This is a genomic window from Corynebacterium sp. 2571A, assembly GCF_055700935.1.
Genome location: NZ_JASTTE010000001.1, coordinates 584,558 through 598,814, shown reverse-complemented (window position 1 = coordinate 598,814; position 14,257 = coordinate 584,558). Strand labels below are relative to the sequence as shown.

The window sequence follows — 14,257 nt, the reverse complement described above, 5'->3', positions numbered from 1 at the left end:
GGACTTTTCTGGTGAAAATTACATCAGGTTTCGAACCTACGTACACGAATCTGCGGAAGAGATCAGATAAGTAGTAATCAAACGCGCGCTTAAAGTAGCCACCCCAACGTCTTTAGAACACAGAAACCAATCCATTCCGTTATGTGTCGGGGGTAAGCCTTAAGGTCCCCTATATAGGCCCCCAGAAATCAGGAGCATACACGCGTCGCTAATCGACGCGAGCTCTACGACCGAAAAGATAAAATTCCTCCTTATGGACCTCTCTTCCACCTCCAGCACCGCGGCCCCTAAATTCGACACTGACTCCTTCGACCAGCTCTCGCCCGGTGTGACTGTCCACTGCCGCGACGAGCAGTGGTTGGTCACCAAGGTTGCGCGCACCACCGATGGTTACCGGGTTAATGTCCGCGGTTTGAGCGACTACGTCCGGGATGCGACCGCGGTCTTTTATACCGCGCTGGACGATATCAAGATTTTCGATCCCTCGGAGGTCACCGTCGTCGCGGACGAAAGCCCCCGCTACCGGCACACCGCGCTGTGGTTGGAGTCCACGCTGCGGCAAACTCCCATCCCGGTCGGCCAGCAGCAGGTGGAGGTCGCCGACGAGATGCTGGCGGATCCCCTCGATTACCAGCTGGCGGCCGTGGACAAGGCACTCGATCCGCAGCGCCTGCGCACCCGTATCTTGCTCGCGGACGCGGTCGGCCTGGGCAAGACCCTGGAGATCGGCATGATTCTGGCGGAACTTATCCGGCGCGGCCGCGGCGAGCGCATCTTGGTGGTGACCCCCAAGCACGTGCTGGAACAGTTCCAGCAGGAGATGTGGACGCGCTTTGCCATCCCGCTGGTGCGCCTCGACTCCCTGGGCATCCAGCAGGTGCGCCAAAAGCTGCCCGCCTCAAAGAACCCGTTTACGTATTTCCCCCGCGTCATCGTCTCCATGGACACGTTGAAGTCGGTGAAGTACCGCGCGCAGCTGGAGAAGGTGCGCTGGGACGCGGTGGTTATTGATGAGATCCACAACGCCACCAACGCGGGTACTCAAAACAATGAGCTCGCCCGCACGCTGGCGCCGACTACGGAGGCCCTCATCCTAGCTTCGGCGACGCCGCACAACGGCGACCCGGACTCCTTCAAGGAGCTGTTGCGCCTACTCGACCCGCTCGCGGTGCTGCCGGACGGGACCATCGATCAGGACGCCGCCAAGGACCTGATTATCCGGCGCCACCGCAACTCCCCGGAGGTTGCCTCCGTGGTGGGTTCCAAGTGGGCCAAGCGCAAAGACCCGTTGCACGTTCCGGTCGAGCCCAGCCCGGAAGAGCAGGCCGTCGCCCGCGAGCTCCACGACACCTGGCTGAACTCTTCGGTCTGCAAGGACCGCCTGTTCCCGTGGACGCTCATCAAGGCGTTCCTGTCCTCGCCGGCCGCACTGGCCGAAACCCTGAACACCCGCCTGCGTTCGTTGGAGGGCACTGACCGCACGGAGGAGATCAAGGCACTCGAGCGCCTGCAAGAGCTCAACGCCAAGGTCACGCCGGAGAACTCAGCTAAGTTCGCGGAGCTGGCCACCTACCTCACTGACATTGGGGTCGGCAAGGGCAAGGCCAAGCGCGCGGTGGTCTTCTCCGAACGCGTCGCGACGCTGAAGTGGCTGCAGGAGAACCTGGTCAAGTACCTCAAGTTGCCGGCCAAGTCCGTGGCGGTCATGCACGGGTCCCTGTCCGATGTGGAGCAGATGGCCCTCATCGATGAGTTCAAGCGGGAAAACACCCCGCTGCGCGTCCTAATTACCGGCGACGTCGCCTCGGAGGGCGTGAACCTGCACTCCCAGTGCCACGACCTCGTTCACTACGACATCCCGTGGTCGCTCATCCGTATTCAGCAACGCAACGGCCGTATCGACCGCTACGGCCAGGAGCATGAACCGCAAATCACCACGCTACTGCTGGACACCGGGTCCTCGGTCGGCGATCTCAACGTGCTGACCAAGCTGGTCGACCGCGAAACCGAAGCCTTCAAGGTTTTGGGCGACGCCGCTTCCCTGATGGGCTCTTACAACGTGCGCGCTGAGGAAGACGCCATCCGCACCGTCCTGCAGGGCTCGCAAGCCTTCGACGCGGTCGTGGCTGATCCCACCGATATCGCCCGCGGCGCCCACGCCAAGCCCGCACCGGAGAAAGACACCACCGCACAGGACGATATCACCGCGCAGAACCGGGACATCATGGAACTCCTGGCGAATTTCGACGCCAGCGACGACGCGGATGATGACTACGACCAGCCGCAAGCCCAGCACCGGGTGAGCCTGTACCCCGCGGAGATCGACTACCTTATCGATGCGCTGAACGAGGCCTTCCACGACGTGCCGCAGGCGTCCCCGTCCGCCGGCGGCGTGGATCTGGAGGTCTTCGACAACGACATCGTGGAATTCACCCCGCCTTATGACTTACAGCGCCGTTTCGAGTTCCTGCCCCAGGACTACGTGGACTACCGCAAGGTGATGGAGCGCCTCGTGCTCGCCACGTCCACCTCCCGCGGCAACGAGCAGCTCCAGGCCGCCCGCGAGGGTGATTCGGAAAAGTCCTGGCCGGTCGCCCACTACCTCTCGCCGCTGCACCCGGTGACCTCCTGGGCGGCCGATCGGGCCCTGGCCGCGATGAGCCAGAACGAAATCCCGGCCTTTACCGGCAACGTGGACAAGCCCACCGTCTTTTCCATGGGCACTCTCACCAACGCACGCGGCCAGGTGGTCACCCGCGCGTTCTCCTTGGCCACCGAAGGCCCCTTCGGCCTGGACGTTCCCGCGGGCGTGCAGGGTGCGCAGGTGGAAATGCTCAAGGAACCGCTGACCCGGCTAAAAGAACTGGGGCTGAGCTCCACGTCGATCAACGCTTCCACCGCCAGCGTCCCGGATAACCTGGCCAAGCTGGTCGCTGCTGCGGTAGAGGCCTCGGAAGATGAGCTGTTCTTCGTCCAAGACGAGGTCACCAAACGGCTTAAAGAGATCAACGACCACTGGCACGAGCGCGTCAACGCCTGGGATAAGCAGGGTACCCCGCAGCAACTGGCCCGCGCGCGCAAGCGCTCCAAGGCCCTGCTCGAAGAGGAGGACAACCTGCTCGCAGCCATGCAACCAGAGCGCCTACTCATCCGCCCGCTAGCCGTCATCCTGCCGGCCTGACCCACCACACAGGCCCAAGCACACAACCGCCCAAGCACTCACCATCCCCAAATACCGCTTCCCCGCCAACCTCTACAGGAATTTTCACCATGTCTGCTTTTGATTCCATCATCAACGTTGAAGAGTGGATCTCTGACTACTACCTGACCTCGGACGAGAAGAAGGAAGACAACTTCGGCAAGAAGGTCGACGCACGCGTCAAGGAATGGAAGGCCGCCGATAAGGAGAACCAGGCGCACACCTCCCCGCTCGCGCGCTACACCGGCCAGCGCGAGGAGCTACAGCGCGCGCTGTCCAAGCTCGACAAGGACCGCCCGGACACCGCCCTGGCCAGCCACCGCGCCATCCAGCAGGCCTTCGGCTACCCGGGGCCGGAAGAACTGACGCTGGAACGCAACGGACAGGACCTCACCCTCACCGCCTTCCGGGGAGCACAGGGCTCGATGTTGGCGCTGGAGTCGCACCCCATCGAGGCGGTGGAAGATCTCAGCAGTGTCAGCCCGCTAACTGCCCCGCGGCTCAACGAGAAGGAGCAGGATTGGTCTACACGCAAGACGGTCAGTGAGCTTTTCCTGACGGATACCCCGCCGCAGTTCATCCTGGTCTTCGCCGGCAACTGGGCCATCCTGGCCGAGCGGGAGTCCTGGCCGTTGGGCCGGTTCCTGGCGGTGGACGTGGCGCTGGCTACCGAGCGCAACGACACCCGCGCCAAGGGTGAGGTGCCGCGCACGGTCGCCTCCCTGGCGCGCGAGAACGTGGAGGTCGCAGCGGACGGTACCTGCTGGTGGTCGCAGACGCTCGAGGACTCGCACGCGCACACCGCGAAGGTCTCCGCGGGATTGCGCGAGGCAATTAAGGACTCGATTGAGGTGCTCGGCAACGACGTGCTGGAGCGCTACCGCCAGCAGGGCATTTCCACCGAGGATCTGGAGGGCAACGAGCTGGCCAAGCAGTCGCTGCGCTACCTCTACCGCATCCTGTTCTTGCTGTTCGCGGAGTCTTCCCCGGAGCTGGAAATCCTCCCGACCGGGGACGCCGGTTACGACGAAGGCTACGGCATGACCCGCCTGCGGGACCAGATCCTTGTAGAGCCCACTAGCGACCGCGCCCGGCGCGGCACCTACCTCTACGACTCGCTGCAGTTGCTGTTCAGCCAGGTCAATGACGGGCACGATCCGCTCGACCCGGATAACCCGCTGCACGCGCCGAAGGCCGGCGAAGAAGGCTTGACGTTCCGCAACCTGTCGGCGGATCTGTTTCAGCCGGCCGCCACGGCGTATATCGACCGGGTGAAGCTGTCGAACGCCGCGCTGCAGAAGGTCCTGTCCAACCTGCTGCTGACCAAGGAGAAGCGCGGGGCCGACCGCGGTTTCATCTCTTATGCCACCCTCGGCGTCACAGAGCTGGGCCAGGTCTACGAGGGCCTGATGTCTTATACGGGCTTCATCGCGGAGGAGGACCTGCTGGAGGTCGCTCCCCACGGTAACCCGGAGAAGGGCTCCTGGCTGGTCGCCGAGGATAAGGCCGCAGGCCTTCCCGAGGACTCCTTCGTGTTGGTCAAGCGCGCGGAGGCCACCGGCGGCTTCTCGGAGCACCGCCGCCGCCACCCGCGGGGCAGCTTCGTCTACCGGCAGTCCTCCCGCGACCGGGAGCGCTCCGCCTCCTTCTACTCCCCGCAGGTTCTGTCCAGCTTCACCGTGGGCCAGGGTATTGAGGAGCTCAAGGCGGCGGGCCGTATCGACCACGCGGACGACATCTTGGGCCTGACCATCTGTGAGCCGGCCATGGGCTCCGGGGCCTTCGCGGTGGAGACGGTCAATCAGCTGGCGGAGCTCTACCTGGAGATGAAGCAGGAGGAGCTTGGCGAGCAGATTGAGCCCGAGCAGCGCCCTGTGGAGCTGCAACGGGTGAAGGCAACTATTGCACTGCACCAGGTCTACGGCGTAGACCTTAACGACACTGCGGTTGAGCTGGCCGAAATCTCGCTCTGGCTGGACACCATGACCTCGGATTTGAAGGCCCCATGGTTCGGCCTGCACCTGCGCGCCGGTAACTCGCTGATTGGCGCAACGCGCTCGACGCTGAGCGCCAATGATGTGAAGAAGCGGGCATATCTGAAGGAGATGCCCACCTACCACGGCGTCGAAAGCGTGGCGGAGTCCATCACCAACGGCTCCCCAGACCCGAAGCTGGCCGGCCGCATCCACCACTTCCTGCTCCCATCGAATGGTTGGGGTGCTGCCGCCGATGCCAAGGATCTCAAGGACATCGCCCCCGACGAGGTCAAGGCGATGAAGGCCTGGCGCAAGAGCATCCGCACCTCGCTGACCGCGGCCCAGGCCAAGCTGGCCACGCAACTGGCCAAGGAGGTCGAACGCCTCTGGCAGATCTCCCTGGTCCGCCTCCGCCTCGCGGAGCAGCAATCCCGCCGCGACATCCGCATCTTCGGCCAGGAATTCAACCCGACGGCCAAGAACGTTACCCGCGCGGAGATCGAAGAGCAGCTGTTCAACAACCCGGACAGCGCCTACCAGCGCCTGCGCCTAGCCATGGACGCGTGGAACGCCCTCTGGTTCTGGCCGATTACCAAAACCGACGAACTGCCTGACCTCGACGAGTGGCTAAACACCCTCAAGGACCTGCTGGGTATCTTCCCCGAATCGCGCAAGCGCCCGAAGCAGACCGAAGGCTTCGGCTTCGACATGCGGTGGGAGGATCTGGGCTACCTCGAATCCTTCGAGCTTACCGCCACCAGCGCCCTGTCCCGCGACGAGCTCCTTGTCGCCCACCCCTGGCTAGAAACCGCCATCACCGTCGCCCAAGAGCAGGCGTTCTTCCACTGGGACCTCGACTTCGCCGCAGTCATGTCCCGCGGCGGCTTCGACTTCCAAGTGGGCAACCCGCCGTGGGTACGCCCCCGCACAGACGTCGATGCCCTCCTGTCCGAGCACGACCCGTGGTTCAACCTGGCACACAAACCTACCCAGGCGCAGAAGAAGGAACGCCGTCAACACCTAGCTAACGATTCCGCCGTCCGCGACACCCTGGCCAAGGGCCTCGCCGACTCTGTGGTCACGTCTGCCGTGCTTGGCGATGCCACCCGGTTCCCCCTCCTAGTCAAGCAACAGCCGGATCTGTACCGCGGCTTCATGGAGGTAACCTGGCGCAACGCGAACGCCGCGGGCATCACCACCCTGATTCACCCCGAGTCCCATTTCACCGAGAAGAAGGCAGCGGCCCTGCGCGCCGGCGCCTATCGACGCCTGCGCAGGCATTGGCAGTTCATCAATGAACATGTACTTTTCGATGTCCACCACTTAGTTCAGTACGGTGTTCACGTTTACGGTGATCCGCAGGACTCCCCAGATTTCCTCATGGCGACGTCGTTGTACCACCCACAAACCGTCATCGATTCCTTCGCCCACGACGGCACCGGCCCTCTGCCCGGTTTCAAGGATGACAACAACAATTGGGATTTGCGCCCCCACCGCGATCGACTGATCCACGTCGACAAGGAGATGCTCAAGACCTGGAACTCGATTTTGGAGGACCCTGGTACTCCGCTGCTGGAGTCGCGCACGGTCTATTCCGTAAACACCGAGGCCGCTAAAGTCCTTCAAAAGCTCGCCGAGGCCCCACGCTTGCACGAGCTAGGTCTTTCGTACTCGTCTGGGTGGCACGAAAGCGCGGACAAGAAAGCCGGATACTTCGACTCCTCGTGGCAGCACCCAGATTCCTGGAGCGACGTCATCCTGCAGGGACCGCACCTGGGCGTCTCCACGCCCATGATCAAACAGCCGAACCCCACAATGAAGCACAACCAGGACTGGTCGGTGATTGATTTCGAGGCCATGCCCGTGGACTTCATTCCGGCGACAGCATATGCTCCTAATCGAGCTGACAAGCCCAACTACGATATCGACTACGGTCAGTGGACCATAGATGGCAAATCCGTGAACGCCATCAGTACCTATCGCATCGCCTGGCGAGAAATGGCTGCGACCACGGGTTTCCGCACGCTCTACCCATCAATAATTCCTCGCAACTCAGCCCATGTCAACACCGTGCTTAGCTGCACTGCTGAGGATAGGACTCTTGCCCAAATCGGAGCAGTTTTCTCCTCCATCACAAGTGATTTTTGGGCGCGGTCTGCGGGTAGCGGACATCTCTTCCGAAGCTTGGTGGACAGCATTCCGTTCAATGATTCATCGTCACTTCTCGAAACTGCCTCCGAAAACTACCTCCGCCTCAACTGCCTCACCTCGGCGTATGCGGAGCTGTGGGAGTCGGTGATGGGTACTGCGTGGACTGTGGATGTGCCGTTGCGCAATGCTCGTGAGCGGTGGCATGCGCAGAATGAGATTGATGCGATTGTGGCTCTGTCCTTGGGGATTACGGTTGATGAGCTGTGCATGATCTACCGCACCCAGTTCCCGGTGATGCGGCGCTACGACACGGAGGATTTGTACGACGCTAACGGACGTTTGGTGCAGGGGCCTGTGGCTAAGGCACAGAAGAAGGCTGGTTTTGATGTCGAGTTGCCGGAATCGGAGCGGCGGTGGACGCATCCGCAGTCGGGTGTGGAGTACCTGTTCGAGTACCCGTTCGCGCCGTTGGACCGTGAGGCGGACCTGCGGGCATCGTATGCCAAGTTCGCTGCTCTGATGGACGAGAGTTAGACCCTAGGAGACAATGGGAACCATGCCAAGTCTTATCCCCACCCATGCCGCGGCCCACGTTGCGCAGGGACTCAGCGAATACCTGGCCACGAACTTCGCGCTGAGTGAGGCGAAGACGGCGGCTAAGCTGCGCGAATTCCTGCAGTCGGACGCTGCCGGGATGTTCCACGGTCCGTACGTGCGCACGCGTTTGCCGTATGCGCCCGCGGACGACTGGGAGGGGATCCTGGAGTGGCTGCCGGACTGGTTCAAGCCCTACCGGCACCAGGCCGAGGCCTTCCGACGCCTGGCCTCTTGGGCCGACGGCGCGCCGAAGCGACCGGAGCCCACCCTGGTGGTCACGGGTACTGGTTCCGGTAAGACGGAGAGCTTCCTGTTTCCCATCCTGGACCATTGCCGCCGGGTCAATAGCCCCGGTGTGAAGGCGTTGATCCTCTACCCCATGAACGCGCTGGCCAATGACCAGGAGCGGCGTCTGGCGAAGCTGCTGCACGCCCACGCGGAGCTGGCCGGGGTGCGCGCGGGTATCTATACCGGCGAGGCGAAAGACTCCGCGCGTACGGTGATGAGCGAGCACGGGTTGATTAGTGATCGTTCGGTGCTGCGCGATAATCCGCCGGATATCCTGCTCACCAACTACAAGATGCTGGACCAGCTGTTGCTGCGCGAGGCCGACCGGGGGATCTGGGAGGCATCGGCAGCGTCCTTGCAGTACTTGGTGCTCGATGAGTTCCACACCTACGACGGTGCGCAGGGCACGGACGTGGCCATGCTGATTCGCCGGCTGGGGCTGCGGCTGAAGAAGCACCAGCCGGAAGGCTTCTTGGACGCGGACGCGGCGGCCCGGCCGCTGGGCCAGGTCACGCCGGTGGCGACCTCAGCCACGCTGGGTGGCGGGCCGGATGCGGCCACAAATATGGCCAGCTTCGCCCACACCGTCTTCGGCGAGGACGTGGGAGCCGAGGCCGTCGTGGGCGAAACGCTAATGGACCTGCCCGACTGGCAGGCCGCGGTGGAAAAAATGGTCGGCCGGGAAGGCAGACCTACGGACATGCCGAGCGTGGATACCATCGCGCTTATCAACCAGGAGATTGCGGAAGGTCTGGATTCCCTGGGCAGTGCCAGTTCTGCTAGTTCTGAGGGCGCCTCGTCCTACGAGTCGATTGTGCACGAGGTGTTGTGCCGGCGGCTGTTTTCTTGTGATTCCTCCCTTGAGTCCGCGATTGCGGCCATGTCGCGCAACGCGCTGGTGCTGGAGGTACTGCAGGCGGCGGCAGTCGCGCGGCCGCTGTCCGAGGAGGTCGGCGACCAGGACAGCCAGCACCTGGTGGAAATGGTCTTCGATCCTCTGACACGTCGCCTGGCCGGGACCGGGGCGCTAGAACTGGTAACGCACCTACTGACCGAGCTGGCCCACCTGCGAGCCGCCTACGGCGAGGTGGACGCGTGGGAGGCGAAGAAGCTGCCCGGCGTGGAAACCCACCTGTGGGTCCGGGAGGTCTCCCGCCTCGAGCGCGTCGTGGACTTGGACGACAGCGGCGAGGACAGTTTCCGCTGGTCCGATGACGGCGTCACGACCGCGGACTCCAAGCATAAATGGCTGCCGGCCTGCTACTGCCGGCACTGCGGGCGCTCCGGGTGGATGATCTCTGTCGCCCCGGGCGGAGATGGGCTGGAGATCAAACCGAAGAACATCCGCCGCGAGTCTATCCGGCACCGGCGCTACATGCGACCGCTCATTGACGCTTCCTCGGAAATCGCCGCACAAGGGACCTCCCAACCCAACTCGGATCCGCGCCTCTACTGGTTCAAAATAGACGAACCTTCGCTGAGCTCCACCCAACCCGAGGAGGAGGAGCTGGAAAATGAACCGTGCATTCCCGTCCTTACTTACCACGGTGAGGACGTGGATGAGCTCGCCGCTTCGGATACCTGCCCGGCGTGCGGGGAAGCGGACGCGATCCGCTACCTCGGTTCTTCCGTTGCCACGCTGCTGTCCGTAGCCATCTCCAATCTCTTCGGCATGGCCGACCTGGCCGACGAGGAAAAGAAGACCCTCGTGTTCACGGACTCGGTCCAGGACGCCGCCCACCGCGCCGGCTTCATCCAGGCCCGTGCGCGCACGTTCACGCTGCGTACCCGCATCCGGCAGATCGTCGGCGACGGCGAGGTAACGCTCGCCGCCCTCCCGCAGCAGCTGGTCAAGCACGTGGATAGCCTCCGCAAGGAGCTGGTCCCCCGCGCCCGCTACGAGCTGTTGCCGCCGGACGTGGCCGAGTCCGGGGCGTTTTCCGCGTTCTGGGACCCGGCGGCCACCCGCAACCAGCGCCGTACGGCGACCACCGCCGCGCTCCGGCGGTTGGGGCTGGACACCGCCCTGGAATTCGGTGACCGCGTGGACCTGTCCCGCTCGCTGGTCTCGACCGGCACGCTGACCGTGCGCGTGGATATCAGCGACGAGCAGCTGCTAGACGCCGCCCGCACCCTGGGCCTTGTCGCCGAGGACTCCGAGCTGCTGCGCTGGGCCCGCGGGCTGGTGGAATACATGCGCACGGCCGGCTCCATCAACCACCCGTGGTTTGGCTCCTACCTGCGCCAGGACTGCAACCCGTTCCAGCTCAACCGGCGCGAGGCCCGCGCCAAGGGGCTGCCCGGATTCGTCAAGGGCGGCGCGCCGCAGTTCCCCCGCACCGGCCCGAAGATGACGCGCAACCGCAAGTGGGACGACGGCCTGCTGCCCGTCGGCGCGCCGGCCGGTTGGTTCGCCCGCTGGACGGGACGCACCATCGGCGGTTCCGGACACGACGCCGGCCACCTGGCATCGTCCTTGCTCCGACAGCTCGCCGACGATGGGGCCCTAGGCACCGCCACCACGGATAGCGGCGGCACGATCTACTACCTGGCCCCGGAGCAGATCGTCATCAGCGCGCCGGACGGGCCTGCGCGAGGCGGGGCTAGCCCGGTGCTCGAGTGCACGACCTGCCACACCCAGATCGGCGTCGCGCCCAGCGTCCTTAGCACCCTGCTCGGCGCCCCCTGCTACAACCTGTCCTGCGCGGGCGTCTACGAGGCCAGCGAGGTTGCGGACAACTACTACCGGCGCCTCTACGAGTCGAAGAGCTCGCGCACGGTGGTCTCCAAGGAGCACACGAGCCTGCTCGAGTCCTCCGAGCGCCTCGCCGTGGAATCCGAATTCAAAAAGCCCCTCGATGACGCCGCCGCGAACGCCCCGAACGTGCTGGTGGCGACCCCGACGCTGGAGATGGGTATCGACATCGGCGACCTGTCCACCGTGATGCTGTCGTCCATGCCGACCAGCGTTGCCAGCTACGTCCAGCGCGTCGGCCGCGCCGGCCGCCTGTCGGGCAACTCCCTGGTGCTCGCACTCATCCGCGGCCGCGGCCAGTCCTTGATGAAGCTCGAGCACCCCCTGCACACCATCGCCGGGACCGTGGGCGCGCCGGCCGCGCACCTGTCCGCGCGAGATATCGTGCGCCGCCAGTTCGTGGCCTTCCTCATCGACGGGCTCCAGCTGGCCGACGACATCGAGCCGCCCCGCACCGCGAACGACATCTTCCCCTTCAACAAGCGCACCCTGCTGGACGCGGTGGGAGACGCCATCGCCGCGGGCATCGAGCCGGAGCTAGAGGTCTTCACCGGCAGCCTGGCCGAGCACAGCCACGCCGACGTGCTGGAGAACCTGCGTGATTGGGCCCGCGATCCGGGAGGGCTGCGCGCAGAAATCGACGCGGCCCGGCGCGACTGGGAGGACACGCTGCGCGAACTCCTGGAGCGGCTTAAGGTGGTCGAGAACGCCATCAATGACCTCGAAGCCCAGAACGTGGCGGAGGCCTCCGCGGGCCTGGCCCGGGCGGAAGGCGAGGCTGACGAGTTCCAGCAGGAGCTCGACTCGCTGCGCGCCAGCCGGAGGTTCCTGCGCCGCCAGCAGCGCGAGACCGTCACCGACGAGCACTGGGTCGCCGCCTTGGAGCGCTACGGCCTCCTGCCGAACTTCACCCTGTTGGACGACACGGTGGACTTCCACGTCTCCGTCTCGAAGCTGGACCCGGCCACCGCGGAAATCACCACCGAGGGCTACGACTACCAGCGCGGGATCTCCAGCGCCCTCTACGAGCTGGCGCCGGGCTCGACCTTCTACGTGCGCGGCGTGGCCGCCACCGTGGACACGGTCGAACTGGGGATGAAGGAATCCGCAATCCAGCAGTGGCGCCTGTGCCCGCAGTGCTCCTACTCGGAGACCATCGTCGAGGACGTAGCCGGCACCGCGCCGGCTACCCCGACCGGCTGCCCGGTGTGCGGGTCCGCCGCCTTCGCCGACCGAGACCAGGTCTTCTCCGTGGTCGAGATGACCAAGGTCTACGCGTCCGTGGACCACACCCGCGCCGCCATCAACGACCTGCGGGAAGAGCGCCAAACCACGAACTACCAGCAGGCGCTGAGCTTTATCTCCCGGGCGCCGGGTGAGGAGGAAGCCTGGTACCTGACCGGCACCGGCTTCGGCGTGCGCTACCTGCCGCAGCTGCAGATGCGCTGGCTCAACCTGGGCCAGCCCGCCGGCGCCAACCAGCGCGAGGTCTCCGGCCAGACCGTCGAGGCCCCGCTGTTTCGGGTCTGCCGTCACTGCGGGCACCTGGACAGCGAGGCCGGCAGGAACAGCTGGCGGGATCACGCGCCCTGGTGCAAGCAGCGCCACGCACAAGAAGAGGACACCGTCAGCTTCGCCCTGGGCCGCACGCTCAACACCCAGGGTGTCATGCTCAACCTGCCGCAGCGCCTGACCGCCGGCGATAGCCTGACCGTGCCGAGCCTCATCGCCGCGCTGCGCCTGGGCTTCAAGACCTACCTGGGCGGCGATCCTTCCCACCTGGACGTCGCCGCGGTGTACACCCCGTCGGACGGGGTGGTCACGCCGATGCTCCTGTTGCACGACACCATCCCCGGTGGCACCGGCTACCTGGCCGAGTTCATCACCCCGGAGCACATCCGCAAGCTGCTGACTGCAGTCTATGAGAAGCTCCAGAAATGCGCCTGTGCGCACGACTCGCGCCTGGCCTGCCCGGACTGCCTGCTGCCGTATACCAGCGAACACCTAGCCGAGTCCACCTCTAGGGAAGCCGCCCTAGTCGTGCTGTCCAAGATCCTGGCGGATACCGATCACCTCGACGCCGAGGACGATCCGCTTCTGCGAGATTGGTCCGGCAAGATCTCGACCTCGGAGCCGAAGCAGACCTCCCAGTCCCACCTCGAGGCCCGCTTCCTGACCATGCTGCGCGAGGAGCTGAAGTCTAGTCGCGCCACGGTTTCGGAAAAGGTCAATGGTCAGCACGCCCAGTGGACCATAACGTTCCCCGGCTCACCGCACGTGTGGCAGATGCACGAGCAAAAGGACCTGGGGAAAACCATCCCGGATTTCTACTTCGAGACCCAGGACTCACGCCTGCGCGACATCGCGCTCTACCTCGACGGGCAGCAGTACCACGCGAGTACCGCCCACAACCGCGTGGTGGGCGACTTTGAAAAGCGCAACTGGCTCTACCACGAGATGGGCGTCCTGCCCTGGACCATGACCTGGGAGGATCTCAACAGCTTCGAGCGGGCTCAGGCGGGCGAGGCTGACACCCCGCCGGCCTGGTACAACCAGCGCCTGGCCAAGGCGTTGGCCATGAATACAAACCTGGAGCGCAGCAAGATGGAGCTGCTGACCACCGATCCTTTCACCCAGCTGCTCAAGATCCTGGCCGAGCCCACCGGCGACTGGGCCGGCGTCGCCCAGGCGGCCGCAGCGCTGAGTTCGCAGGCCCAGTCCCCCTCCGGTCTTATCGACGCGACCTTCGCCAGAAACCAGTACACGTTGCAGCTCAACCTGGACGGGCGGGCCCTCGCCCCGGAGGTATGGAACTCGTTCACGGCGCGTTCCAACCTGTACTACCTGGATAGTAACCGGTCGAAGGTGCGCGTTGCCGGGGCCGCCGAGCCGCTCGGCCAGCCGACCGTGACGGAGATGTACCCGGGCGCGGCCGATCTCGCGGCAGCGGAAAGCCCCGCCCCCACCGGCGGTGCTGCGCCCCTGCCCGAAGAATGGAGCGAGCTGGTCGCCGACTACGCGGGCGACGAAGAGGCCGCCTGGTTCGAGCAGCTGGCCCGCGCCGGCGTGCCGGTGCCGGACGAGAGCGGCGAGGAGGTCGCCGGTCTTATCACCGTGGCCGGCTGGGCCGAGCCCGCCGCGGTACTGGTCTACCCCGAGGACGTCGACGCGGTGCGCGAACACGTGCCCGCCGGCACCGCCGTGTGTGCGGCGACCGAATCCGGGCTGGCCCGCCTGATTGAGAACCTCACCGCCGGCAGTAGCAGTGACAGTAGCGAGGAGAACTAAACC

General features: G+C 64.8%; 3 protein-coding genes. All 3 read left to right on the top strand.

Translation table 11 applies throughout. From position 1 onward, the window contains the following. Nucleotides 1-253: 253 nt before the first annotated feature. The 3 genes from QQS53_RS02850 to QQS53_RS02840 all read left to right on the top strand — a co-directional run bounded on the left by QQS53_RS02850 (nucleotide 254) and on the right by QQS53_RS02840 (nucleotide 14,254). Nucleotides 254-3,181 carry a DEAD/DEAH box helicase gene (locus tag QQS53_RS02850; RefSeq protein ID WP_472774419.1) on the top strand — a complete coding sequence of 976 codons (2,928 nt, stop codon included), beginning with the start codon at nucleotides 254-256 and terminating at the stop codon, nucleotides 3,179-3,181. Between the two features lie 89 nt (nucleotides 3,182-3,270). Continuing rightward, nucleotides 3,271-7,860, top strand: a complete 4,590-nt coding sequence (locus QQS53_RS02845; RefSeq protein ID WP_472774418.1) for an Eco57I restriction-modification methylase domain-containing protein — start codon at nucleotides 3,271-3,273, stop codon at nucleotides 7,858-7,860. Nucleotides 7,861-7,882: 22 nt separating this feature from the next. After that, nucleotides 7,883-14,254 carry a DEAD/DEAH box helicase gene (locus tag QQS53_RS02840; RefSeq protein ID WP_472774417.1) on the top strand — a complete coding sequence of 2,124 codons (6,372 nt, stop codon included), beginning with the start codon at nucleotides 7,883-7,885 and terminating at the stop codon, nucleotides 14,252-14,254. Nucleotides 14,255-14,257 lie beyond the last annotated feature (3 nt).

Excerpts from the sequence above, each read along its gene's own strand:
- QQS53_RS02850 (WP_472774419.1), top strand. The coding sequence starts at position 254 with ATGGACCTCTCTTCCACCTCCAGCACCGCGGCCCCTAAATTCGACACT.
- QQS53_RS02845 (WP_472774418.1), top strand. The coding sequence starts at position 3,271 with ATGTCTGCTTTTGATTCCATCATCAACGTTGAAGAGTGGATCTCTGAC.
- QQS53_RS02840 (WP_472774417.1), top strand. The coding sequence starts at position 7,883 with ATGCCAAGTCTTATCCCCACCCATGCCGCGGCCCACGTTGCGCAGGGA.